Annotated in this window: 24 protein-coding genes; 12 read left to right on the top strand and 12 right to left on the bottom strand. The window is 65.4% G+C overall.

Features of this window, described 5'->3' with window-relative positions; genetic code table 11:
• Positions 1–7 precede the first annotated feature (7 nt).
• Both K6G35_RS01240 and K6G35_RS01235 read right to left on the bottom strand, forming a co-directional pair.
• Positions 8–346, bottom strand: coding sequence for a P-II family nitrogen regulator (locus tag K6G35_RS01240; RefSeq protein ID WP_008652254.1), 339 nt, complete (start codon positions 344–346; stop codon positions 8–10).
• 52 nt (positions 347–398) lie between these two features.
• Positions 399–1199, bottom strand: a complete 801-nt coding sequence (locus K6G35_RS01235; protein ID WP_008652255.1) for a TorF family putative porin — start codon at positions 1197–1199, stop codon at positions 399–401.
• A 552-nt stretch (positions 1200–1751) separates the two neighbouring features.
• Here K6G35_RS01235 and K6G35_RS01230 point away from each other — a divergent pair.
• Entirely contained in the window at positions 1752–2009 is a 258-nt protein-coding gene (locus K6G35_RS01230) for an accessory factor UbiK family protein (protein WP_008652257.1), read from the top strand.
• A gap of 82 nt (positions 2010–2091) precedes the next feature.
• The gene (locus tag K6G35_RS01225) at positions 2092–3630 is read left to right on the top strand and encodes a YifB family Mg chelatase-like AAA ATPase (RefSeq protein WP_495676012.1); all 1539 of its coding nucleotides are present in this window, start codon (positions 2092–2094) and stop codon (positions 3628–3630) included.
• 226 nt (positions 3631–3856) lie between these two features.
• Here K6G35_RS01225 and K6G35_RS01220 read toward each other — a convergent pair whose 3' ends face one another.
• The 3 genes from K6G35_RS01220 to K6G35_RS01210 form a co-directional block, all read right to left on the bottom strand.
• Positions 3857–3997, bottom strand: coding sequence for a hypothetical protein (locus K6G35_RS01220; RefSeq protein ID WP_187192294.1), 141 nt, complete (start codon positions 3995–3997; stop codon positions 3857–3859).
• 81 nt (positions 3998–4078) lie between these two features.
• A complete protein-coding gene (locus K6G35_RS01215; protein ID WP_008652617.1) occupies positions 4079–4723 on the bottom strand; it encodes a LysE family transporter in 645 nt (214 codons plus the stop codon).
• Positions 4724–4765: 42 nt separating this feature from the next.
• A complete protein-coding gene (locus K6G35_RS01210; protein WP_234819008.1) occupies positions 4766–5353 on the bottom strand; it encodes a hypothetical protein in 588 nt (195 codons plus the stop codon).
• 133 nt (positions 5354–5486) lie between these two features.
• On the opposite strand from K6G35_RS01210, the gene K6G35_RS01205 reads away from it, so the two are divergent.
• From K6G35_RS01205 to K6G35_RS01195, 3 genes are all read left to right on the top strand, one after another.
• Complete coding sequence (locus tag K6G35_RS01205) at positions 5487–5984, top strand: SoxW family protein (RefSeq protein WP_008652615.1); 498 nt, start codon at positions 5487–5489, stop codon at positions 5982–5984.
• Positions 5985–6136: 152 nt separating this feature from the next.
• A complete protein-coding gene (locus K6G35_RS01200) occupies positions 6137–6676 on the top strand; it encodes a TlpA disulfide reductase family protein (protein WP_008652614.1) in 540 nt (179 codons plus the stop codon).
• A gap of 153 nt (positions 6677–6829) precedes the next feature.
• Complete coding sequence (locus K6G35_RS01195; RefSeq protein ID WP_186425561.1) at positions 6830–8935, top strand: ATP-dependent helicase; 2106 nt, start codon at positions 6830–6832, stop codon at positions 8933–8935.
• A gap of 37 nt (positions 8936–8972) precedes the next feature.
• On the opposite strand, the gene cmdF is transcribed toward K6G35_RS01195, so the two are convergent.
• The 4 genes from cmdF to K6G35_RS01175 all read right to left on the bottom strand — a co-directional run bounded on the left by cmdF (position 8973) and on the right by K6G35_RS01175 (position 15506).
• On the bottom strand, positions 8973–10574 hold the full coding sequence (gene cmdF, locus K6G35_RS01190; protein ID WP_008652610.1) for a tyrosine 2,3-aminomutase: 1602 nt from the start codon (positions 10572–10574) through the stop codon (positions 8973–8975).
• Between the two features lie 146 nt (positions 10575–10720).
• Positions 10721–12046 carry a sigma-54-dependent transcriptional regulator gene (locus K6G35_RS01185; protein ID WP_008652608.1) on the bottom strand — a complete coding sequence of 442 codons (1326 nt, stop codon included), beginning with the start codon at positions 12044–12046 and terminating at the stop codon, positions 10721–10723.
• 45 nt (positions 12047–12091) lie between these two features.
• Entirely contained in the window at positions 12092–14098 is a 2007-nt protein-coding gene (locus K6G35_RS01180) for a sensor histidine kinase (RefSeq protein WP_035881297.1), read from the bottom strand.
• A gap of 118 nt (positions 14099–14216) precedes the next feature.
• On the bottom strand, positions 14217–15506 hold the full coding sequence (locus tag K6G35_RS01175; RefSeq protein ID WP_024569297.1) for a dicarboxylate/amino acid:cation symporter: 1290 nt from the start codon (positions 15504–15506) through the stop codon (positions 14217–14219).
• Between the two features lie 449 nt (positions 15507–15955).
• On the opposite strand from K6G35_RS01175, the gene K6G35_RS01170 reads away from it, so the two are divergent.
• The 7 genes from K6G35_RS01170 to K6G35_RS01140 all read left to right on the top strand — a co-directional run bounded on the left by K6G35_RS01170 (position 15956) and on the right by K6G35_RS01140 (position 21679).
• On the top strand, positions 15956–16276 hold the full coding sequence (locus K6G35_RS01170; protein WP_008641760.1) for a (2Fe-2S) ferredoxin domain-containing protein: 321 nt from the start codon (positions 15956–15958) through the stop codon (positions 16274–16276).
• A 123-nt stretch (positions 16277–16399) separates the two neighbouring features.
• On the top strand, positions 16400–17044 hold the full coding sequence (locus tag K6G35_RS01165) for an alpha/beta hydrolase (RefSeq protein WP_008641761.1): 645 nt from the start codon (positions 16400–16402) through the stop codon (positions 17042–17044).
• A gap of 43 nt (positions 17045–17087) precedes the next feature.
• Positions 17088–18281: a D-alanyl-D-alanine carboxypeptidase family protein gene (locus K6G35_RS01160; RefSeq protein WP_008641765.1), complete on the top strand. Its 1194-nt coding sequence runs from the start codon at positions 17088–17090 to the stop codon at positions 18279–18281.
• Positions 18282–18298: 17 nt separating this feature from the next.
• Entirely contained in the window at positions 18299–18607 is a 309-nt protein-coding gene (locus tag K6G35_RS01155) for a YbeD family protein (RefSeq protein ID WP_008641766.1), read from the top strand.
• Between the two features lie 4 nt (positions 18608–18611).
• The gene (locus K6G35_RS01150) at positions 18612–19805 is read left to right on the top strand and encodes a class I SAM-dependent rRNA methyltransferase (protein ID WP_008641768.1); all 1194 of its coding nucleotides are present in this window, start codon (positions 18612–18614) and stop codon (positions 19803–19805) included.
• Between the two features lie 403 nt (positions 19806–20208).
• On the top strand, positions 20209–21186 hold the full coding sequence (locus K6G35_RS01145) for an NAD(P)H-dependent flavin oxidoreductase (RefSeq protein ID WP_008641770.1): 978 nt from the start codon (positions 20209–20211) through the stop codon (positions 21184–21186).
• Between the two features lie 40 nt (positions 21187–21226).
• Complete coding sequence (locus K6G35_RS01140; RefSeq protein WP_008641772.1) at positions 21227–21679, top strand: YbaN family protein; 453 nt, start codon at positions 21227–21229, stop codon at positions 21677–21679.
• Positions 21680–21729: 50 nt separating this feature from the next.
• On the opposite strand, the gene K6G35_RS01135 is transcribed toward K6G35_RS01140, so the two are convergent.
• From K6G35_RS01135 to K6G35_RS01125, 3 genes are all read right to left on the bottom strand, one after another.
• The gene (locus K6G35_RS01135) at positions 21730–22992 is read right to left on the bottom strand and encodes a phenylacetate--CoA ligase family protein (RefSeq protein WP_495676011.1); all 1263 of its coding nucleotides are present in this window, start codon (positions 22990–22992) and stop codon (positions 21730–21732) included.
• Between the two features lie 14 nt (positions 22993–23006).
• On the bottom strand, positions 23007–23822 hold the full coding sequence (locus K6G35_RS01130) for an ABC transporter ATP-binding protein (RefSeq protein ID WP_017513968.1): 816 nt from the start codon (positions 23820–23822) through the stop codon (positions 23007–23009).
• A gap of 63 nt (positions 23823–23885) precedes the next feature.
• Entirely contained in the window at positions 23886–25223 is a 1338-nt protein-coding gene (locus K6G35_RS01125) for an ABC transporter substrate-binding protein (RefSeq protein ID WP_495676010.1), read from the bottom strand.
• Between the last annotated feature and the right edge of the window lie 57 nt (positions 25224–25280).

Raw genomic sequence — 25280 nt, 5'->3', positions numbered from 1 at the left:
TCTCGTGTCACAGGGCATCGCCACCGGTCTCGCCGGTGCGGATGCGAATGACTTGTTCTATGGGTGCGACGAAGATCTTGCCGTCGCCGATCTTGCCGGTGCGGGCCGACTTCTCCACGGCCTCGATGGCTCGCTCCACCACTTCGTCGGGCACCGCCACCTCGATCTTCACCTTGGGCAGGAAGTCGACGATGTACTCGGCGCCGCGATACAGCTCCGTGTGGCCCTTCTGCCGGCCGAAGCCCTTGACCTCGGTCACGGTGATCCCGGACACGCCCACATCGGAGAGCGCCTCGCGCACCTCGTCGAGCTTGAACGGCTTGATGACTGCAATGATGAGTTTCATCGGTTATCTCCTCTGGGCGGGCCAGCTTCGGCCCCCCCTGGCTGACGCGCAATTAGAAAGTCTTGGAAAGCGAGACCCACGCGGTGTTGTTGCCCACGTTGTGGTTATAGCTGTTCGTGTAGAACGACTCCTTCGCATTGGTGCCGATGTAGGCCACCGCCAGCGCGAAGCCCTTGCCCAGGTCCTTCGTCAGGCCGACCTTCCAGTCCAGATAGGAAGCGGCGCTGTTGTGCTGGACGTTCTGGTAGCCAAGGTGCGCGTTCAGCGTCAGGTCCCACACGTTCAGCGGATAGTTGAAGGCGAGGTCGATGTAGCTGCTGTACTGGCTGTTGGCGATCCCGAACAGGTTTGTCACGGCCTGCGAGTACTTCAGGAACACCGGGCCATAGCCGATGCCCGCGTACAGCTCAGTGGTGTACGGGCGCGGGTTGGAGTAGCCGCCCGGGTAGAAGTACTGCAGCACGCCGACGTCATAGTTGAACTCCAGATCGCTCATCTTGAACGTGTTCTTGAAACCACCATAGAAGTCCATCTCGACCGGCGCCGACACGCTCTTGTCGGCGTCCGAGATCCAGCTGATGCTGGAGTTCCAGTTGCCGATGTAGAAGCCGCTCTCATGGGCATAGTCGAACCCGCCCTGGATGGCCGGACGGCGGTTGGTCTGGCTGAGACCGCGATAGCGGTAGTCAGAGACCAGCGACACGTTGGCCGTGATCGTGTGGGGCGATGCCGGCTCGGCGGCGGGTGCGGCTGCCGGCGCTGCCGCGTCCGGCGCGCTCTGTGCGAACGCAACGGAGGTGGCAAGGCTGAACAGGGCCGCAGCGGCGCTGACTGCGAGGCTCGACTTCTTCATCGGTTTTTCTCCTTTTCCTTTAGGTTCTTCGCTGGCTCGAGGGTGAGAGGCTGCTGTTTGTGCACAGCGTTATGGTGTTGACGCTCCCGGTTGCTGTACTGCAACACCCGTGCCAGCTCATGGCCATCGCCCTGCGACACCGTTGGCCGCCCAGTCAGAAATCGTCGACAAGCGGTGTCCGAACCACTTTGACGACAATGCCGGGCGACAGGTATCTGCCGCCCGAAGCATCGAAAAACCGCCAAAAAATGTGCGCTGGCGTTGCCGGAGCTTTCATGGCGGCCGCCGAAGCGCCATAATCCGCGTCATGCAAGGTCAAGTGCCGCGTGCTTGGCGTACGAGCACCCGACGGCTGGCATGGCACGGCGCGTCAGACACCCGCCGAGGCGCCACGCCCCAGAGCAGTGCATCTGCGCGGCAGGGATGCCCGCCGAGCGCCGCGATGCGACGCCCCACCACGGTGCAGACATGGTGAATGGGGCGCAGCCGCCCGCCATGCGCACGCTGGCCTGACCCGAATCATTCGAAATTGGTCACCACAGGAGTTCCACCATGAAACCGACCGATCTCTTCAACGACCTGCAAAGCAAGGTCAGCGAAGCGCTGCGCAACTCGCCGGCCAAGGACATCGAAAAAAACGTGCGCAGCATGATGACGCAGGGCTTCGCGCGCCTTGACCTGGTCACGCGCGAGGAATTCGACGTCCAGTCGCAGGTGCTGGCCCGCACCCGCGCCCGACTGGAGGAACTTGAGGCCCGCGTAGCAGAACTCGAGCGCCGCGTTGGCGGCACGCCAACCGGCGGAGCATGACGCCGCGCCCACGGCACCCCGTTCAATGCCAGAAAGGCCACCGGATCCCGGTGGCCTTTTTCGTTAACACTTCCGCAAAGATATGAGCCTGGCCGTCCTGCGCAGCCGCGCACTGACTGGAATCGAGGCGCCGCCCGTCTCCGTCGAAATCCACCTCGCCAACGGGTTGCCCGCCTTCAATATCGTCGGGCTGGCCGATACTGAAGTCCGCGAGAGCCGCGAGCGCGTGCGCGCGGCTCTGCTCAACAGCGAGTTCGAATTTCCCAACCGGCGCATCACGGTCAACCTGGCGCCCGCCGATCTGCCCAAGGAGTCCGGCCGTTTCGACCTGGCGATCGCATTGGGCATCCTGGCGGCCAGCGGGCAGTTGCAGGCCGACACGCTTGACGCCTTCGAATTCGCCGGCGAGCTTTCGCTGGCAGGAGACCTGCGCCCGGTACGCGGCGCGCTCGCGATGGCAATGGGACTGGCCCGCGATAACGCCCGACGCGTGGCGGAGGATCGCCCGCCGCGCGCCTTCGTCGTCGCCAGCGAGAATGGCGCAGAAGCGGCCCTGGTCGAAGCCGTGATCGTCCATGCCGGCGCGACACTGCGCGACGTCTGCCATCACATCGGCCTGCTTCCCGAGCGGCGGCTGTCGCGCGCCCGGCCGCCAGCCCGGGTTGAGGCATCCGCCGATGGCCCCGATATGCGCGACGTTCGCGGCCAGGCACAAGCCCGACGCGCCATGGAGATCGCCGCCGCGGGCCAGCACTCCGTACTGCTGGTCGGCCCGCCCGGCACTGGCAAATCGATGCTGGCCCAGCGCTTCCCTGCCCTGCTGCCGCCGATGACCGAGGCCGAAGCGCTCGAGGCAGCGGCCGTGCAGAGTCTGACCTCGGGCGGCTTCCACCCGTCCCGCTGGGGCCATCGCCCGTTCCGCAGTCCGCACCATACGGCCAGCGCGCCTGCCCTGGTCGGCGGGGGCGCTTCGCCACGCCCTGGGGAAATATCGCTGGCGCATCACGGCGTGCTCTTTCTCGATGAACTGCCCGAGTTTGAACGGCGCGTGCTCGAAGTCCTGCGCGAGCCGCTCGAAACCGGCCGCATCACGATCTCGCGTGCCGCCGGGCAGGCCGATTTCCCGGCGCGCTTCCAGTTCGTGGCGGCGATGAATCCCTGCCCTTGCGGCTACCTCGGGCATCCCACCCGCATGTGCCGCTGCACGCCGGATCAGGTGCAGCGCTACCAGTCACGCCTGTCAGGCCCGTTGCTCGACCGCGTGGACCTGCAGATCGAAGTGCCCGCCCAGAGCCAGCAGGAAATGTTCGATGGACAGCCGGGCGAACCGAGCCAGACCGTGCGCGCCCGCGCCGTCGCCGCACGCGAACGTCAATTGACACGACAGGGCACGCCGAACAGCGAACTAGCCGGTCGCGCGATCGAGACACACTGCCCGCTCGACAACGAGGCCCGAGCGCTGCTGCGCGACGCGATGCAGAAGCTGGGATGGTCGGCGCGCGCGTACTTCCGGGTGCTCAAGGTAGCCAGAACGATCGCGGACCTGGATGGCGCGGAGGTTCTGACAGCCGGCCACGTGGCCGAGGCGATCCAGTACCGGCGCGTGCTGCGAACCGCCTAGAGGCACTATCAAAATGATTCTGGCGTCGTTGCGCGGCCTTGCCGTACCGCTTGTACTGTCTGCGGCCGCGCCCTTGCAGGGCGCGCATGTGCTCGCAGGCACATGCCGTTCCGCAGGCGGCTCGCATACGAGCCGAAACCCCTGCTTCACCCTAGCCAGAACCGCTTCGCTTCATTTTGATAGCGCCTCTTAGGAAAACGCGGACCTTGTCATTTTCAGCTTCCACTCAAACCGGTGGCTCCACCGGTGGCGGTGGCGGTTCCTCGATCGGCGGCTGGTCGGCTGGGAAGCCGGGCGGCGTCGGCTCACCCGGTGGAGGCTCCCGATGGGCGCGATACGTGGCTTGCAGGTGGGCGACGGCAGGCATCGGGGTTCTCCATAGATTCCTGATCACTCCCTATTGAAGCAAACCTGTCGACTGTGCGCCACCCGCCCTCACCATCAACGCTCAGGCGTGATGACGCCGGACAAAGAACAGCGCGGTGCCCACGGCCACCAGCACGCTGCCGAAGAAGCGGTTTTGCCAGCGCACGGCACGCGCGTTGCGGAACAGGCCCTGCATGCGCGACGCCAGTAGCGCATAGCCGTGCATCACGATCAGGTCCACAAAGCACATCGTCGCCGCCAGGATAGCCAGTTGCAGCCCGAGCGCATGCGTCGGGTCGATGAATTGCGGCAGCACGGCCACCATAAAGATGATGCCCTTGGGGTTGGTGACGTTCGTCAGCAGCCCCGTGGCGAAGCGCCGGCGCCGGCTCATGGTGGCCACACGCACCGTCTTGTCCTCGCTGTTCTGCGGGTTCGTCTCAACCTTGGCACGCCACTGCTGGATACCCAGGTAGATCAGGTACATCGCGCCAATCGTCTTGACCACCAGGAATGCTTCCTCGGACGCCAGCAGCAGCGCGCCAAGTCCGCCGCCCGCAATTAGCAGGATGATCACCAGGCCGGTCTGCAGGCCCAGAATCGTCGTCGACGTCTTCTTCAGGCCGTATGACAGACCGTGGCTCATCGACAGCACGGCGCCCGAACCGGGCGAGACAGCGATCACCCAGCACGCGGCAAAATAGGCCAGCCAGACTTCCCAACGCATGACGAACTCCTTGATTGACTACCTGAAAGACTTGGAACGGATTTAGAACGGGTGAAAACCGGTGAGGAACTGCTCGACCTGCTCGGCCTGGCGCGCATCCTTCGCCGCATCGCCGGCCTCGAGCACCACTGCCTGATAGACACGCGAGCCGGACGCCACCAGCCGCGCGGTCAGTCGGCGCGGTGATTTGTCCTGGGGCGATATGCCAGCGACAGTCACCTCCACGCCGTCCAGCGCAACGGGTGGCTGCCCCGCCGACATGACCGTGACCGGACGCGAGTGTGCGGGGCTGTCGGGATGCGCACCGAGGTTGCCTATCAGGCCGGCCTGCATCGACGCCAGCGCCTCGCGGCGTAGCCCCGCATCATCGGCGGGAAGGGAAACCACGCCGACGGCGAACAACGTGTTGTCGATCCGGGCGGCCTCCATGCGCATCGGCAACTGGCGCCCGGCGATCGCCACATCGCGCGCGGCGCTGGTCGGCTTGTCCGGATATAGCGCCGCATACTGCCCTTCGCTCGAGACGATGGTGCGCCAGTCATAGCGCGGCGAGCAGCCGGCCAGAGCCAGCAGCACGATGGCAATCAGCAGGGGAACGCGAGGGGCAGGTCGGGGGCTGGGGCGGCGCATGGGGGATGTCGGCGCAATCTGGCGCAAGCCGGTATTATCCGGGAAGCCGCGCACGTTCGCACCAGATGCGCACGAAATCAAATGCGGCGACGTCTTCACCAGGTTCTCACGGAATACCCACCGACGCCCCAGCATGACGCCCCGCTCGCCCCTGCTTCGCTCCGTTCTGCATGGTCTCGCCGCGCTGTTGCTGCTGGTGGGCCCGGCTGTGTCGATGGCGGCAAGCCATCTGCCGCCCGTCACCGATATTGCCGCCCAGTCCGCTGACGCCGCGAAACAGGGCGGGCCGCTGGTCGTGCTGGTCAGCTTGCCCGGCTGCACGTATTGCGAGACCGCCCGCCGCAACTATCTGGCGCCACAGGCGGCCGCTGGCGAGATCACCGCGCGCGAGCTCGACATGACGGCCGACACGCCGCTGCGCGACGCCGACGGCACCATGACCACCGCGAAGCAATGGGCACGCGCCCACAACATCACGGTGGCCCCGACCGTCCTGTTCCTGGATCGCAACGGCCGCAACCTGGCCAGCCCGCTGCGCGGCCTGCAGCCGGACTTCTACGGCGCTTACCTCGAACAAGCCGTGGATACGGCACGTGCCAGGCTCGCCGAAGGGCTGGCGGCGTCCAAGTAGTCAATCACCAGGAAATGCGGCGGAATGCCGCAGAGGAAATGCGGCGGAATGCCGCAGATAGTGCGCATTTGATCCGGCTTGCCACTGCCGGCTAACAGCGGCAGTAGAATAGCCGCTGTCTGTAGATGGCCTCACCTCGGGACCGTAACCCCATGTCGAATTCCGCCACCCCTGCCACACCTTCGAGCAAGAAGCGCTGGCCGATCGCTGTAGCCGTTGTCATCGTCGCGCTGCTGGGCTTCTTCGGCTACCGCGCCATGACGCCCGCGAATACGGTCCCCGACGCCACATTCACGCTGCTTTCGGGCGAAAAGCTCAGCACTGGCGACCTGAAGGGCAAGGTCTACCTGATCAACTTCTGGGCCACGAGCTGCGCCACGTGCGTCAAGGAAATGCCTCAGATGGTCAGCACCTACAAGCAGTTCAAGGACAAGGGGCTGGACTTCGTGGCGGTGGCGATGAACTACGACCCGCCGATGTACGTGATGAACTACGCCAAGACCCGTGAACTGCCATTCAAGGTGGCGATGGACGCCGACGGCGCGGCGGCCAAGGCCTTCGGCAACGTCCAGCTCACGCCGACGACCTTCGTGGTGGACAAGAACGGCAAGATTCTCAAGCGCTACGTGGGCGAGCCCGAGTGGGACGCGCTGCACAAGCTGCTCGACGGCGCACTGGCCAACGCGGCCTGAACAACGCCAAGTCCAACGAAAAGGTGCCCATGCGGCACCTTTTTTGTTGCCCGGCTCACATCGTCGGGCATCCGGCTTGCCTGTCGGGGCTGTATGGATATACAGTGAGCGCCAGATTTTTCTTATCGCATCCATCCGACTGCCTGCCCTGACGTGTTACCGGAACTTGCCCCTGAAGCCGCTGCCGAGTCGCCCGACACCGAGGTCGCCGACGCCCCCGCCTATCTTTCCCGGCTGAATCCGGAACAGCGCGCGGCGGTGGAGTACGACGGTGACGCGCCGCTGCTGATCATTGCCGGCGCGGGCTCTGGCAAGACCAACACGCTCGCGCATCGGGTGGCGCATCTGGTCGTGAACGGCGCCGATCCGCGCCGCATCCTGCTACTGACGTTCTCGCGCCGCGCCGCCTCCGAAATGGGGCGCCGTGTCGAGCGCATCGTCGACCAGGCACTCGGCATCCAGACCGGCGCGGGGCGCGCCGCGCTGCAGTGGTCAGGCACGTTCCACGCCATCGGCGCCCGCCTGCTGCGCGAGTACGCCGAAACGCTCGGGCTTGCTCCGACCTTCACCATCAGCGACCGCGGCGATGCGGCCGACCTGATGCACGTGGTCCGCCATGACCTCGGGCTATCCGAGCAGACCTCGCGCTTCCCGCGCAAGGAAACCTGCCTCGCAATCTATTCGCGCGTGGTCAACACGCAGTTGCCGCTCGAGGTTGTGCTGAAGACGCAGTTCCCGCGCTACGCGATGTGGGCAGACGCGCTCAAGGGCCTGTTCGCCGCCTACGTGGAAGCCAAGCAGAAGCAGCAGGTGCTCGACTACGACGACCTGTTGCTCTACTGGGCGCAGGCGATGACCGAGCCCGCACTGGCGCAGGACATGGGCGCACGCTTCGACCATGTGCTGGTCGACGAGTACCAGGACACCAACGCGTTGCAGGCGTCGATCCTGCTGGCGCTCAAGCCGCAAGGGCGCGGCCTGACCGTGGTGGGCGACGACGCGCAGTCGATCTACGCATTCCGCGGCGCCACCGTGCGCAATATCCTCGATTTCCCGACACGGTTCTCGCCGCCGGCCGAGCAGGTCACGCTGTCGCAGAACTATCGCTCGACGCAGCCGATCCTCGGCGCCGCCAATGCCGTGATTGGCCTTGCGGCCGAACGCTTCACCAAGGATCTCTGGTCCCTGCGCGAATCGGCGGAGAAGCCCGGCGTGGTGGTGGTCAACGACGAGGCCGAGCAGGCGCGCTTCGTCGTCGAGCAGGTACTGGCGCGGCGCGAGGCTGGCTTGTCGCTGATGCAGCAGGCGGTGCTGTTCCGCGCGGCCGACCACAGCGCCCAGGTCGAGATCGAGTTGGCCCGGCGCAATATCCCGTTCGTGAAGTTCGGCGGACTGAAGTTTCTGGAGTCGACGCACGTCAAGGACGTGATGGCTGTGGTGCGCTGGCTGGAAAATCCACGCGACCGCATGGCCGGATTCCGCACGCTGCAGTTGCTGCCCGGCATCGGCCCGAAAACGGCCGCGCGCGTGCTTGAAGGACTGGAAGCCGCCACCGAACCGTTGATCGCGCTCGAAGCCTTCGAGCCGCCCCCCGCCGCCGCGCCCGCCTGGGATGAACTGGTGACGCTGGCGCGTGCGCTGATGGCGCCGACCTCGCCCTGGCCATCGGAATTCGAACAGGTGATCGCCTGGTACATGCCGCACCTCGAACGGATGCACGACGATGCCGCCGCGCGGCAGGCGGATCTGCAGCAGATCGAGCGCATCGCGGCCACCTATGCGTCTCGGGAACGCTTTCTCACCGAACTCACGCTCGACCCGCCCAGCGCATCGAGCGACGAATCGGGCGTGCCCTCGCGCGACGAGGACTACCTGATCCTGTCGACGATCCATTCGGCCAAGGGGCAGGAGTGGAAGGCCGTGTACGTGCTCAATGCGGTAGATGGCTGCATGCCATCCGATCTTGCCACCGGCACCACCGAGGAAATCGAGGAAGAGCGCCGCCTGCTGTACGTGGCGATGACGCGCGCGCGCGACCACCTCGACATCGTCGTGCCACAGCGTTTCTACGTGCACAACCAGGTCGGCTTTGGCGATCGCCACGTCTACGCATCGCGCACGCGCTTCCTGCCGAACCGCGTGATGCCGAATTTCTACAGCCGCTCGTGGCCGCCCGCGCCAATGCCGGGGGAAGGCCAGGCGAAGGCCACGCTACCGCAGGTAGACCTCGCCAGCCGAATGCGCGGCATGTGGAAGTAGGAAACCGCTCATTACCGAAAGCTACCGCCAGAGTTCGTCAGGCCAGTTCGATGCCTGCGCCGCGCACGACCTCAACCAGCGCGCCCTGACGGAGCAGCGCCGCCATGGCCTCGATATCGTCGGTCATATAGCGATCGATCGACAGGAACGGCACGCGCTCCCGCACGAACGCGAACACGGCGCGGCCTGCCGGCGCCAGTTGCTCGACCGCACCCGCGAGTTCGGCAGCCTGGCATGACGCCAGCAACTCCAGCGCGAGGATGTACTGGTTATTGTCGAGAATGCGGCGGGCGTTGCGAGCGGCGATCAGCCCCATGCTGACCACATCCTGGTTGTCGCCGTTCGACGGCACACTCTGGATGCTCGCCGGGCTGCAGATTGTGCGGTTCTCGGCGATCAGCGCCGTGGCCGGATACTGTGCCCCGGCAAACCCGCACGACAACCCCTCGTTCGCCGCCGCCAGGAACGCCGGCAGATTGTTGTTCAGATGCGGGCTCAGCAGGCGGTTCAGGCGGCGCTCCGACACCACGCCCAGCTGCGTGGCGGCAATGGCCAGGAAGTCCATTGCGAATGCCACCTGCTGGCCGTGGAAGTTGCCGCCATGGAACAGCTCGCCGTCTTCGAAGAACAGCGGATTGTCGTTCGATGAATTGAGTTCGCGCTCGACCACTGTGGCGCAATGATCGAGCGTATCGCGCACCGCGCCAAGCACCTGCGGAATACAGCGCAGCGTGTAGGCCTTCTGGATGAACACGCCGGTGCCGGTGTTCTTGGCCTCGCCCGCGCGCGTCTTCATCTCGGCGGACAGTTCGCCATGCCCGGAAAGCCGCGCCGAATCGGCCAGCAGCGCGCGCATGTTCGCCGCCGAGCGGATCTGTCCCGGATGCGGTTTGGCGATGTCGTGCCCATGGGCCATGAAGGCATCGGCCGAGGCGGACAGTCCTTCGAGCGCCAGCGCCGCGATGATCTCGGCCTGCTGGACCTGCGCGCGCAGCGTCTCCAGCAACAGGCACGACACCCCGGTCATGGCCGATGTCCCGTTGATCAGCGCCAGCCCTTCCTTGTACGCCAGCGCGAGCGGCGCGATGCCACGCTCGCGCAGGACGTCGGCCGTGGGTGCCGTACCACCATCGTCGGTCAGCACCTTGCCTTCGCCGATCAGCGTGATGGCGACGTGCGACAGCGGCGCCAGATCACCGCTGGCGCCGAGCGAACCCACCTGCGGCACGGCCGGCGTGATGCCGGCTTCCAAATACTTCAGCAGTTGCTCGATAACGGCCGGCCGCACCGCCGAATATCCGCGTGCCAATGCATTGGCACGCGCGACCATCATCGCGCGGACCTCGTCGCGCGAAAACAGCGGACCCACACCCGCGCAATGGCTGCGCAGCAGGTTCTCCTGCAGCGCACGGCCATGTTCGATGTCGACCCAGTTGTGCACCAGTTCGCCAAAGCCCGTGGAAACGCCGTAGATCGGCACATTGGCCGCAGCCACCTGCTCGAAGCGGGCGCGGGCATCGGCAACCTTGCCAAGGACGGGCTCCGGGACGATGGCGGCGCGCTGGCCGCGTGCGATGGCGGCGACGGTGTCGGGGGTCAGGTGGTGGCCGTCGATGTCGGCGGGATGGGCGTGGGGCATGGGTCGGGGCGTTAGCAATGGAGGCGCTTGCCGTCTGCCCTACCGTTATTCCGCTCGCGGGGTATCGCGGGATATCGCGGGATAAGAAACCAGGGAAGAGAGCCGGGCCAGAGTGTACCGACCCCCGCCTTCCCCGAGTACGGCCGTTACAGTCCGTAGCGTTTGATCTTGTCGTAAAGCGTCGCCTTGCCCACTTGCAGCAGGTCCGCCGCCTGGCTGACGGCACCGCCCGTGCGGGCCAGCGTATCGGCGATCACGGCGCGCTCGTAGCGCTCCATCCGCTCGCGTAGCGGCGTCGATTCGTCAACGGGATCAGCCTTGCCGCCGGCGTGTCCGCCTTCCGGCACGCCCAGCACCAGTCGATCTGCCGCGTTGCGCAGTTCCCGCACATTGCCGGGCCAGGGCCGTTGCATCAGTTGCTGGCGCTGCATCTCGGACAGGATCGGCGCCGGCCGCTGATAGCGCACGGCGGCAACGAGCATGAAGTGCTCGAACAGCGGCACGATGTCCTCGCGTCGCTCGCGCAGCGGCGGTAGCGGAATCGTCACCACGTTGAGCCGGTACAGCAGATCCTGCCGGAACGTGCCCTGCGCCACCAGTGCCTCCATGTCGCCCTTCGAAGCCGCGATGATGCGCACGTCGATCGGTATCGACGTATTCGAGCCGAGCCGCTCCAGCGTGCCCTCCTGCAGCACGCGCAGCAGCTTCACCTGCAAGGCCAGCGGCATGCTCTCGATCTCGTCGAGGAACAGCGTGCCACCCGACGCATGTTCGAGCTTGCCCACACGCCGCTTGCCCGCGCCGGTAAATGCGCCGGCCTCGTGGCCGAACATCTCGCTCTCGAAAATCGACTCTGGCACGGCACCGCAGTTCAGCGCGATGAAGGGCTGGTCACGCCGCGTGGAGAGCGCGTGCAGGCTCCGCGCCACGAGTTCCTTGCCCGTACCGGTCTCGCCGTTGATCATCACCGGCACATCGGTGGCCGCCACATTGGCGATCAGGTCGCGCACCTGCGCGATCGCCGGCGACCGGCCGATGATCCGCGTGCCGGCAGCCGGGCCAGCCAGCTCGCGGCGCAGCGCGTGGTTCTCCAGTTCGAGCGCGCGGCGCTCCAGCGCGCGGCGCACCGTTTCGGTCAGGCGATCCGCTCCGAACGGCTTCTCGATGAAGTCATAGGCGCCCTCGCGCATCGCCTGCACCGCCATCGTGATATCGCCGTGCCCCGTGACCAGGATCACCGGCACGCCCGGCGCGGCATTGCGGCAGTGCTGCAGCAGATCCAGCCCGCTCGCGCCGGACAGGCGCACATCGGTAACCAGCACCCCGGGAAAATCCGCGCCAAGATGCGGCATCGCCGCTTCGGCCGAAGGCAGCGCCAGCACCGAAAAGCCAGCCAGTTCCAGGCTCTGCGCCGTCGCCTGGCGCACCAGTGGTTCGTCCTCGACGAACAGCACACGCAATCCGTCCTGCATCGCAATCATGTCTTTACCTGTCATCCTTGACGCCGTTCAGGCACCTCACGCCGTGGCCGTCTGGCGCGAGCGCCGCAGTGTCACGACGAATTCCGCGCCGCCGCCCTCGACATTGCCGGCCGTCAGTTGCCCGCCAAACTCGCGCACGATCGACGACGAAATCGCCAGCCCCAGGCCGAGCCCCTGCCCGATCTCCTTGGTCGTGAAGAACGGCTCGAACAGCCGTGGCAGCGCATCCGGCGCGATGCCGGGCCCATTGTCGCGCACGACCAGCGTCACGGTCTCGTCCGTCGCACTGACGGCGATATCGACGCGGCCATCTTCGGCACCGGCCGCAGCAATGGCATCGAGCGCGTTGCCGACGAGATTCAGCAGCACCTGTTCGAGCTTGAGTTCGTCGGCCCATACGGCCAGGTCCGCCGTGTCGCCGTCGAGCCCCCGCACTCGTAGCATCACCCGACCCAGTCGTGGCGCGATCAGTTGCAGCACATGGTCGATGGCAGCGCGCACGCGCACGGCATTGCGGCGCTGACGCGCCTTGCCCGCGAACAGCTTGAGCTGGCCCGTGATCTTGCCCATCCGCTCGGTCAGATCGGCGATGGCGGAGAGATTGCCGGTGGCTGCATCGAGCTGACCGCGCTCCAGCAACACGCGCGTGTTGTCCGAGAACGTGCGCAGGGCCGCCAGCGGCTGGTTCAGTTCATGGGTGATACCGGCGGCCATCTGCCCCAGTGCCGCCAGCTTGCTGGCCTGCACCAGTTCATCCTGCGTCGCGCGCAGTTCGCCTTCAGTCCGCGCGCGCTCGGCCACTTCGGCTTCGAGTTGCTCGTTGATCGCCATCAGGTCGGCCGTGCGGGCCTCCACGCGCCGTTCCAGTTGATCGTAGGCCGCTTCCAGCAGCCGGCGGCTGTATTGCATGTCACGCGCGCGCTGGCGGCGCTGGCGCAGGTTCACCAGCAGCAGGCAGATGCACGCATAGGCCAGCGCCGCGCCAATCGTCGCGGTGCGCGCGCTGGCCAGCACCGGGTCCAGTTGCGCCATCACCTGCATGTTCCAGCCGGCGGGCCCGACGGCGCGATTGATTTCCAGGTAGCGGTCCGCGCCATCGCTGGACAACCCGAAGTGCGCGCCCTGACCGTCATCGCCATCTCGTGCCGTGGCCCCCGTGCTGCCCGCGGCGCCAACCCTCACCAGCCGTTCGCCATCGTTGAGCGTGGTGCTGGCCAGCCAGCGCGAGACCGGGGAATCCAGCGGCTGGATCGGCAGCGGCGTGACGTCGACGTCGTGATACTGGCGCGTGTTGTGCAGTTCGGCCTGAAGCGTGGGCGGCAGGGGCCGAAGCGTGCGGTACTGCCAGCCCGGCACCGACGACAGGAAGATCACGCCGTGGTCGTCGGACACCATCAGGGGCTCGGTGCTACCGGAGCCCGCGCGCTGGAACCATTCGAGGTTCAGCTTCACCACCGTCACGCCGATGACCTTGCCGCCCGACTCGATCGGCTGGGCGATGTAGTAGCCGGGCTCGTCGCTGGTGATGCCGATCGCGTAGAAGCGGCCAATCTGGCCGCGCGAAGCCATCTGGAAGTACGGGCGGAAGCGGTAGTCGGTACCGACGAAGCTGCCCGGCTCGCCATGATTGCTGGCGGCCAGTGCCAGCCCGCTGGCCGCGATGACGTAGGTGGCCGACGCGCGGGCCCGGGTATTGACCTCGGCCAGGTAGTTGTTGGCCACGGCAATACGGGCCGGGTCTTCAGGATTGGCCAGCAGCGCGCGCACCGAAGGGTGCAGCGATACCAGCGCGGGAAGGAATTCGTAGCGGTCCAGCGTCGATTCAAGCGTGGCCGCATAACGGTCGGCACGCATGGCCGTGGACTGCTGCAATGCGGCGATGCCGCGCTGGACCGAAAACAGCCAGGTCAGCGAGCACAGCGCCAGAAGCCCCACCATCAGCGCGGCGGCAAACCCCCACCAGCGCGTGCTCGACTCCGGCGCGTGCACCGGGCCGGGCGCGGCAGGGTCATGCACGGCAAGGAAGTCGTCGGAATGGGGCATCGGCGCGCGCGGAAGCTCTCGCGCCGATGATACCCGCTGGCGGGGATGGCCGGCAGGTTCATCCGGGACAGCGCCGGCGCCCCCTTCCTGCGGGGCGCCGGTCGCTGCCCGGGTCACGTCAGCGGGCGCTGGCGTCGGCGAGGCTGCTCGCCTCATCTTCGCCCCGCAGCACGCGGGTCAGGCGGGCGCGGTCGAGCTCGTGCTCCCACGCCGAGACCACCACCGTGGCCACGCCGTTGCCGACGATGTTCGTCAGCGCGCGGCATTCGCTCATGAAGCGGTCGATACCGAGGATCAGCACCATGCCGGCCACCGGAATCGTCGGCACCACGGCCAGCGTGGCTGCCAGCGTGATGAAGCCCGAGCCGGTCACGCCGCTGGCGCCCTTCGAGGTCACCATCGCCACGGCCAGGATCGTGAGCTGCTGCATCAGCGTCAGCTCGATGTTGGTGGCCTGCGCGATAAAGATCACCGCCATCGTCATGTAGATGTTGGTGCCGTCCAGGTTGAACGAGTAACCGGTCGGCACAACAAGGCCCACCACCGACTTCGAGCAGCCGAGCTTCTCCATCTTCTCCATCAGGTGCGGCAGCGCGGCCTCGGAGGAGCTGGTGCCGAGCACGATCAGCAGTTCTTCCTTGATATACGCGACAAAGCGGATGATCGAGAAACCGGTCAGGCGCGCCACGGTACCCAGCACCACCAGCACGAACACGATCGCCGTGAGGTAGAACGTGCCGATCAGCTTGAGCAGCGGAATCAGCGAGCCCAGGCCGTACTTGCCGATGGTGAAGGCCATCGCGCCGAACGCGCCGATCGGGGCCACCTTCGTGATCACGTGCACGATGTGGAAGAACACCTTCGACACCTGGTCCACCATGTCGTGGATGATGCGCGCGCGCTCACCCACCACGGCCAGCGCCGATCCGAAGAACATCGAGACCATCAGGATCTGCAGGATGTCGCCGTTGGCGAACGCGCTGAAGATCGTGTCCGGGATGATGTGCATGAAGAATTCGACGGTGCTCTGACCGTGTGCCTTCGACACGTACTGCGCGATCGACTTCGTGTCCAGCGTGGCCGGATCGATGTTGAAGCCCACGCCCGGTTTGAGTACGTGCGTGGCGATCAGGCCGAGCAGCAGCGCGAACGTTGACACGATCTCGAAGTAAAGCAGCGCCTTGCCACCCACGCGGCCCACCTTCTTCATGTCGCGCATGCCGGCAATGCCGGACACCACGGTACAGAAGATGATCGGACCAATGATCATCTTGATCAGCTTGATGAAGGCATCACCGAGCGGCTTCATGGCCACGCCGGTGTCGGGCCAGTAGTGGCCCAGCAGGATGCCCACGAATATCGCGAACAGGACCTGCACGTACAGGATCTTGTAGAAGGGTTTCCTCATGATGTCGTCCTCGGTGTTTGACCGGTGCCCCGGCGCTCGATGGCGTGGCGCGTTGCGCGCCTCGACCTGAACGGCGGCGCGTCTGGAAGTAACTATTTGCAACAGGCGTGCCATCTGGGCGCCCAGCCGCAAGTCATTGATTTAAAAGAAAAGATGAGAAATCCGGCGGCACCGGGTTCCGGAATTCCGGAAATCCGGAATGCGCAGCTCCGGAGATTCGGAAGGCCAGATGGCCCTAAACCTCGATATTTGTGGAGCCTCGGTCGCATTCGGGCGCCGATCACGGCGCGAGAGCGTCCCGACGGCCCCGGCCGGGGCCCGGATTCCGGAATTCCGTGCACCACGTGTTACGCGGGTTGGTGGCCGTGAACACGTATAATTCCGAGCTTCCAATCACGGGCGATGGCAGGCCACGACGCCTCGCCACACCGCGCCCCAAGTCAGCCGTCATGAGCAGCTACTACCAACACCACGTCTTCTTCTGCCTGAACCAGCGCGACGATGGCTCCGCCTGCTGCGCCGACCACAATGCGAAGGCCATGCAGGAATACGCCAAGAAACGCTGCAAGGAGCTTGGCATCGCCGGTGGCGAAGGCCGCGTGCGCATCAACAAGGCCGGCTGCCTGAACCGCTGTGAACTTGGACCGGTGCTCGTGGTCTACCCCGAGGCCGTCTGGTACACCTTCGTCGACGAGCAGGACATCGACGAAATCATCGAAAGCCATCTGATCAACGGAAAGCCCGTGCAGCGCCTGATGGTCGATCGCTGAAACGCGTTACCCGCCGAGCCATGCCGGGTCCAGCCCGGTTTTTTGTTGTGCCGCTGTTGTAGTTCCGTAGCTGCGCTGTAGTTACCCAGTAGTTGCCCCGTTGTGCGAGAGCCGCCTGCCACCATGAACGCGCATACCCAGGTCACCACCGTCGCCGGCCCCGTCGGCGCCATCGACATCTCCATCGATCTGCCGCAGAACGCGCCCGTGCGCGGTCTGGCTCTCGTCGCGCATCCGCACCCGCTGTTCGCGGGCACCAAGGACAACAAGGTGGCGCAGACGCTGGCGCGTACCTTCGTTGCGCTGGGGTACGCCACGGTGCGCCCCAACTTCCGTGGCGTTGGCGGCACGGCCGGCGAGCACGACAAGGGCATTGGCGAGCAGGACGATCTGCTGGCCGTGATCGACTGGATGCGCACGCAGACCGCGTGGTCGCCCGACGTGGCCACGCTGCCGCTGGCGCTGGGCGGTTTCTCGTTCGGCAGCTTCGTGCAGACGCACGTGGCACGCCGTCTGGCCGAAGCTGGCACGCCCGCGCAACGCCTGGTGGTGGTGGGTACCGCCACGAGCCGCTGGGACGTGGCCAACGTGCCGGCTGACACAATCGTGATCCACGGCGAGCAGGACGACACCGTGCCGCTCGCCAGCGTGTTCGACTGGGCACGCCCGCAGGACCTGCCGGTCATCGTCATTCCTGGCGCCGACCATTTCTTTCATCGCAAGCTGCACCTGATCAAGCAGCTCGTCGTCAACGCGTGGGACCGGTGAATCGCCCCGCCCGCGCCAATCCTTTCTTGTTGGAAACCTACACATGCTGAACAGAGTCACGCCGTACGTCGCATCCGCCATTGCTCCCGTAATCGTTGCGGCAACACTCGCCGCCGCGCCCGCAGCCGTGATGGCGCAAGGCGTGCCGGTGCCACAGGTCGCCGCCAAGTCCTGGATGCTGTACGACGTGACGAGCGGCCAGGCGCTGGCGTCACAGAATGCAGATATGCGCATCGAGCCGGCGTCGCTGACCAAGCTGATGACGGCCTACCTGGCGTTCGAGGCGCTCAAGGAAAAGCGCCTGACGCTGGATCAGACCGTCACGCCGACCGACATCGTGCGCAAGGTGAAAAGCGATGAATCGCGCATGTTCATCGAAGCCGGCAAGCCGGTCAGCGTGCAGGACCTGCTGCTGGGCCTGATCGTCCAGTCGGGCAACGACGCCTCGCTGGCGCTGGCCGAAGCCGTGGGCGGCTCGGAAGAAGGCTTCGTCGTGATGATGAACCGTGAAGCCCAGCGCATGGGCATGAAGAACACGCACTTCACGAACACCGACGGTGTGCCCGATCCGAACCACTACACCACGGCGGTGGACCTGGCGATCCTGACCACGCGCCTGATCAAGGACTTTCCCGAGTACTACTCGATGTACTCGCAGAAGGAGTTCACCTATAACAAGATCAGGCAGCCGAACCGCAACCGTCTGCTGTACATCGACCCGACCGTGGACGGCGTGAAGACCGGCCACACGAAGTCCGCGGGCTACTGCCTGATTTCGTCGGCAAAGCGTCCGCTGGCCAATGTGCCCAACGGCTCGCGCCGACTGGTGTCGATCGTGATCGGCACGGCCACCGAGCAGATCCGCACACAGGAAAGCCTGAAGATCCTGAACTACGGCTTCCAGTTCTTCGACACCCTGCGCCTGTACGACAAGGGCCAGGTGCTGGCCACGCCCGACATCTACAAGGGCAAGACCGGCACGATCAAGATCGGCGTGGCCAACGAGACGTTCGTCACGGTGCCCAAGGGCACGGGCTCGCGCCTCAAGCCGGTGCTGGAGCGCCAGGAACTGCTGATCGCGCCGATCACGGCCGGCCAGCAGGTGGGCACCGTCAAGCTGATGGACGGCGCCAACAAGGTGGCGGAATTCCCGGTGGTGGCGCTCGAGGAAGTGCCGGAGGCCGGCTTCTTCGGCCGCCTGTGGGATACGATCCGCCTCTGGTTCAAGCGCAAGTAAGAGTTCAAGGATTCGAGATGTCTACAGATTCGAACAACGGTCCGCTGATTCCGGGGGAGATTCCGCCGGAACAGTCGCTGATCGAGTACCCGAGCGATTTCCCGATCAAGGTCATGGGCGCGATGCAGGATGGCTTCGCCGAAGCGATCGTGACCCTGATCCAGGACTTCGACCCGAACTTCCACGCCGGCAAGATGGAGATGCGTCCGTCCCGCAACGGCAACTATCTGGGGCTGACGGTGACCGTGTGGGTCACGAGCCGCGAGCAGCTCGACGAGCTGTATCGCGCGCTGACCGGGCATCCGATGGTCAAGGTGGTGCTGTAACCGCATGAACGTCATCACCCTCAAGCCGGGCAAGGAAAAGTCCCTGCTCCGGCGCCATCCGTGGGTCTACGCCACGGGCATCGCCGCTACCGAAGGCCGTTGCGAACCGGGATCGACCGTGGTCATCCGCAGCGCGGACGGCCGCTTCCTGGCGCGCGGCGCGTACAGCCCCGAATCACAGATCCGCGCGCGTGTCTGGACGTTCGACGAGAACGAGCCGGTCGATCACGCGATGTTCAAGCGCCGCGTGTCGGCGGCCCTGGCACACCGCAAGCAATGGGTGCGCGACACCAACGCCGTGCGCCTGATCTTCGGCGAATCCGACCGCCTGCCAGGTCTGATCGTCGACTACTACGGCCAGGGCGAACGCGGCCAGCTCGTCTGCCAGTTCAACGCCGCGGGCGTGGAGCAATGGAAGGACGCGCTGGTGCAGGCGCTGATCAAGGAAACCGGCTGCCCGAACGTCTACGAACGTTCTGACGCGGCGGTGCGCCAGCGCGAAGGACTGCCGCTGGTGACCGGCGTGCTGGCAGGCGCCGAGCCCGACCCGGAACTGTCGGTGACCGAGCACGGCGTGCGCTACCACGTCGACGTGCGCAACGGCCACAAGACCGGCTTCTACGTGGACCAGCGCGACAACCGCAAGCTCGTCGGCGACCTCGCCGAGGGCCGCGAGGTGCTGAACTGCTTCTGCTACACCGGCGGCTTCTCGCTGGCGGCGCTGCGTGGCGGCGCCACGTCGGTGACGTCGATCGATTCGTCGGGCGAGGCGCTCAAGATCGCGGCCAGCAACGTGACGCTGAACGGTTTCGATCCGGCGCGCGCCACGTGGCTCGACGCGGATGTCTTCAAGACGCTGCGCGAGTTCCGCGCCGAGGGCCGTCAGTTCGACCTGATCGTGCTGGACCCGCCCAAGTTCGCGCCGTCGGCACAGCATATCGACCGTGCAGCCCGCGCTTACAAGGAAATCAACCTGGTCGGGATGCAGTTGCTGCGTCCGGGCGGCCTGCTGTTCACGTACTCGTGCTCGGGTGCGATCAGCATGGAGCTGTTCCAGAAGATCGTGGCGGGCGCGGCCACCGATGCGCGCTCGGATGCGCGGATCCTGCGCCGCCTGTCGGCCGGCACGGACCATCCGATGTCGGCGGCCTTCCCGGAAGGCGAATATCTGAAGGGTCTGCTGCTCGAAAAGATCTGACCGGAATCAGGGGACGGGCCGAAAATCGCCCGGAAAGGCCAAACTCAGGGTTTTCCGGAATTGTCCTTGGCCTGACTTCTTGCGGTCACAAACAGCTACTAAGATTCGTCTCACGGTAAGGCATTGGCAGGTGTCTGACCGTCTCTTCTTATCAGTCTTCGTGGTAATCGCCCCGCTAACCCAGCGGGGCCTTTTTTTTGGCTCTGCGCTAACTCACGACTCGTCGTGGCTTTCAGCAAGCAGGCAAGGTCTCGCGCGCCAACCGCGCAGGGGACGATTGGCAGGATTCCCATTCCAGACCCCAAGGCAAGCGCATAGACTGCGCCCTCTAGCCCGGCGCCACGCTACCCGAAACTCCCTATAATCGAACGATCGTTCCATAACACGGATGTGAGGAGACTTCATGCCTGCCGCCAAGCTTATTCCGCCAGTGCTGCAAAACCTGGCCCTGCCCGTTATCGCGTCGCCAATGTTCATCGTCAGCTATCCGGAACTGGTGCTGGCGCAGTGCAAGGCCGGCATCGTCGGCTCGTTCCCCGCGCTAAACGCGCGCCCCGCCGAACTGCTCGATGAATGGCTGACCCAGATCCAGGCGGAACTGGCCAACTTCAAGGCGGCGAATCCCGGCAAGCCGGTGGGCCCGATCGCGGTCAACCAGATCGTGCACGCCTCGAACGCGCGCCTCGAGCATGACGTGAAGGTCTGCGTCGAACACAAGGTGCCGATCTTCATCACGTCGCTGCGCGCCCCGCCCAAGGAAATGATCGACGCCGTGCACAGCTACGGCGGCATCGTGCTGCACGACGTCATCAACATTCGCCACGCCGAAAAAGCGATCGAGGCCGGCGTTGACGGCCTGATCCTGGTGGCGGCCGGCGCGGGCGGCCATGCCGGCACGCTATCGCCGTTCGCGCTGGTGGGCGAAGTGCGCAAGTTCTTCGACGGCCCGATCGCGCTGTCCGGCTCCATCGCCACCGGTGAAGCCGTGCTGGCCGCGCAGGCCATGGGCGCGGATTTCGCCTACGTGGGCACACGCTTCATCGCATCGCAAGAGGCGCACGCAGCGCTCGAGTACAAGCAGTCGATCACCAGTTCGGCCGCGTCGGACATCATCTACACGAACCTGTTCACGGGCGTGCACGGCAACTACATCCGCGAGAGCATCGTCAATTCGGGGCTCGATCCGGAGAACCTGCCCGTGGCCGACAAGAGCAAGATGGACTTCTCCAGCGGCAGCTCGAAGGCCAAGGCATGGAAGGACATCTGGGGCGCCGGTCAGGGCGTGGGCCAGATCGAAGACATCCCCACCGCCGGTGAGATCGTGGCACGCATGAAGAGCGAGTACGACGCCGCGCGCGCCCGCCTGGGGCTGGTAGCATAAGGGCGTTTCCGCCCTTGGCGCGCTAGCCGCATTTCTCCAGTTGCAACCAGACGACCCCGAACGCCAGACCACGCTAACGCACCGCGAACGCGCCATTCGCGCGTTCTGGGTCACTTGCGGCACCCTGAGCCTCGCGCTCGGGGTCATCGGCATCTTCCTGCCAGTCCTTCCCACCACGCCGTTCGTCCTGCTGGCAGCCGCGTGCTTTGCGCGTGGCTCGGAGCGCTTTCATCGCTGGCTGCTCGCACATCACCGCTTCGGCCCGCTCGTGCACGACTGGCAGACCCACCGCAGCATCCCGTTTCGGGCCAAATGCCTGGCGTTATCGATGATGTGGCCTTCGATGACCATCACGGCATGGATGATGCGCGAACGGCCGGTGGCGTCGATCACGCTGATCGCGATCGCGCTGGGAACCACCGTGTGGATGGTGCGCCTGCCCACGCGGCCTCGCGGTGGCCATGCGCGGAGCAGCAACGCGCAGCCGGAATGATCCGGCGTGCGGATCAGGCGGCCGCGCGGGTCGGCACACGTCAATCGTAGTCAGTCGTAACTACGCGCATCCTCGATCACCTTGCCATCCTGCGGCAGCGATCCTGCCGGCACGAAGCGGACTTCGCCACGCAGCCGCAGGACTTCGCGCATGGATTCACGGATGGCCCCCGCCAGCGCCTCGTCTTCGCGCGTGACGTCGCAATGCAGCGTCATCACATCGGCGCCAACCGTGCCTGTCACGATCAGCCGCGCCGCGCGAATCTCCGCATGACGCCGAACGACATCGCCCACCTGCCCCGGGTGTACGAACATCCCCTTGACCTTGGTGGCCTGGTCCGCGCGCCCGAGCCATCCCTTGAGCCGGATATTGGTCCGGCCGCACGGGCTTGCCCGATGCGATGAATCGGCTACGATCGCCGACAGGTCACCCGTGCCAAAGCGGATCAACGGGTAGTCGCCATTGCCGAGCACCGTCACCACGACCTCGCCGACTTCGCCTTCCGGCATCGGCTCCGTGCCGCCCGGCTCGACGATCTCGACCAACACGCCCTCGTCGACCACCCAGCCATCACCGCCTTCGGTCTCATAGGCGATCAGGCCGAGATCGGCGGTGCCGTACATCTGCCGCGCGGTGATGCCGTGGTCCTGCAGCCAGGCACGCAGCGCGGGCGGACAGGCCTCGCCACTGACCAGCGCCTTGGAAATGCTGGAGCACGCCATACCCATTTCCTCGCCCCGCTCGATCAGCAGCTTCAGGAACGACGGCGTGCCCGCGTAGGCGGAAGGCTGCAGGCTGGCCATCGCCTGCACCTGGGACTCGGTCTGCCCGACGCCGGCCGGAAACACGCAGCACCCAAGCCGATGCGCACCCGACTCCATCATCATGCCGGCCGGCGTGAAGTGGTATGAGAACGTGTTGTAGACCAGATCGCCCTCACGGAAGCCGGCGGCGAACATGGCGCGCGCCGTGCGCCACCAGTCTGGTCCATGACCGTCGGGCTCGTGGATCGGGCCCGGCGACTGGAACACATGCCGCAGATCGCGCAGCGGGGTCGCGTTCAGGCCGCCTAACGGCGGCGCGATACGCTGCTGCATGGTCATTTCGGACTTGCGTGTGACCGGCAGCGTCGCCAGCGCGGCTCGCGACGTGATGTCGCGCGCGTCGATGTCGCAGAGTATCTCCGCGAAGTAAGCCGCGCGCGACTGCGCATGGGCAATCTGCCGCACCAGGGCGGCAAACAGCGCCACCTCGCGTTCGGCCGGGTTGCGTGTCTCGAGTGCATCGAAGTATTCAACAGGATCAGCAGCCATGGTCTGTCTTGTGTTCACGCCAGCCAGCGCTTGCGGCGGCGGTAGCTCTTCACATCGCGGAACGACTTGCGCGCGGCACCATCCGCATCGTTGGCGGCCACGCCCAGGTAGAACTCCTTGACGTCCTCATTGGTGCGCAGCGATTCCGCATCGCCATCCATCACCACGCGGCCGTTTTCGAGGATGTAACCGTAGTCGGCATGGCGCAGCGCCACCATCGTGTTCTGCTCGGCCAGCAGGAAGCTGACGCGCTCGCGGGTATTCAGGTCACGCACGATCTCGAAGATCTCCTCGACGATCTGCGGCGCCAGGCCCATCGACGGCTCGTCGAGCAGGATCATCGCCGGCTTGGCCATCATGGCCCGCCCGATCGCGCACATCTGCTGCTCGCCGCCGGACGTATAGCCCGCCTGCGATTTGCGGCGCGTCTTCAGGCGCGGAAAGTACGCGTAGATCTTCTCGAGTTCATCGCGCGTCTGGCCGCGCGACAGCCCACGGGTATAGGCGCCCGTCAGCAGGTTTTCCTCGACCGTCAGGTGCGCGAAGCAGTGGCGCCCCTCCATGACCTGGATCACGCCGCGTTTGACCAGATCGTTTGGCGTGAGCTGGTCCACGCGCTGCCCGCGATATTCGATCGAGCCCTTGGTGACATCGCCACGCTCCGCATGCAGCAGATTCGAGATCGCCTTGAGCGTGGTGGTCTTGCCCGCGCCATTGGCGCCCAGCAACGCCACGATGCGACCCTCAGGCACTTCGAGCGACACGCCCTTGAGCACGAGGATTACGTGGTCGTAGATGACTTCGATGTTGTTGACGGATAGAAGGGTCATGTCCGCATCCCAGATCGTTTTGCTCCCCGCCCCCAACGAGTAGGAGCGGGGGAAAGACAACGCCTATGACTTCATGCAAGCCGGCGTGATGCCCTTCTCCTTCGCGTACTGCGCCGCCGTGGCCTTGAACAACGGGTGAATCAGGCTCTTGTTGCCTTCGATCCAGTCGGACACCACCACCCACTTGGCGCCGTCCCACTGCTGGATCTTCACCTTGCCCGAGCCCTCGTGGTTGTCGCAACTCGTCTTGATCTCCGGCAGCAGCCCGGTGGCGCCAACCTGCTGCAACCGCGCGCTGGTCAGGTTCAGGTTCTCAAAGGCCCAGCGCATTTCGTCGCCGTTCATCACCTTGCCCTTGCCGAACTTCGCCTGCGCCCCGCGGATGGCTTCGACGGTCACCACGGCCGCCGACACGCCGCGGTTATAGAGCACCGAGCCAACCTTGTTGCGATCCTGCATGTTGCCCTTGCCAGCGCCGTAGACCACCTTCTCGATATCGGCGATCAGCGGCACGTTCTTGCCAGCCACGTTCCAAGTGGCGCTCATATAGCCTTTGGCAGCCTCGCCAGCCGGTACCGTGTCCTCCTCGGACCCGGCCCACCACGACCCGATCATCTTGTCGCGCGAGTAGCCGACCTTCTGCGCGGCCTTCAGCGCGGTCTGGTTCATCACGCCCCAGCCCCAGAAGATCACGTAGTCAGGATTCTCCTGGCGGATCTTGAGCCACTGCGCGCCCTGCTCGTTGCCCGGGTGCGCCACGGGAATCTCGACCAGGTTGAACTTGCCGAGCTTGGCTTCGGCCTCGAGCGCGACGATCGGCTCCTTGCCGTAGGCCGAATCGTGATACAGGTAGACGATCTTCTTGCCGGCCAGCGATCCGCCGTTCTTCGACGTCAGGAACTTGACGATGGCCGATACCTGCATCTGGTACGTCGTCACCAGCGGAAACGCATATGGGAAGACCGAGCCATCCACGGCATCGGTACGTCCGTAGCCCATCATCACCAGCGGCACCTTGTCGGCGGCGGTCTTGTCGACCAGCGCGTACGAGATACCCGTGGACATCGTGTGATAGGCGGTGCCCTTGCTCGCACTGCTCTTGGCCTTCAGGCGCTCGTAGCACTCCACGCCCTTGGCGTTGTTGTACTCGGTCTCGCACTCTTCCCAGCTCAGCTTGACGCCGTTGACGCCACCCTCCTTGAGATTGACGTAGTTCAGGTAGTCAACGAAGCCGCCATAGAACGACTGGCCGTTGGCGCCGTACGGGCCAACACGGTAGCTTGGCAGCGCGACGAACTGATCATTGGTTTGCGCCAGCGCCGGCAATGCCGGTGCCAGCATGGCAGCCGCGACGCTGACCACAAGGGCGGCGCGCTGCACGTTGCGAAACACGGTTGTCATCACAGTCTCCTTCACCTCGATCGGGCGTTGTTATGGGAACGACATGAAATACGGGGG

It is taken from the genome of Cupriavidus sp. HY129, from assembly GCF_059492215.1.
The sequence above is the reverse complement of the archived record's forward strand: the minus strand, read 5'-3'. Positions and strand labels throughout refer to the sequence as shown.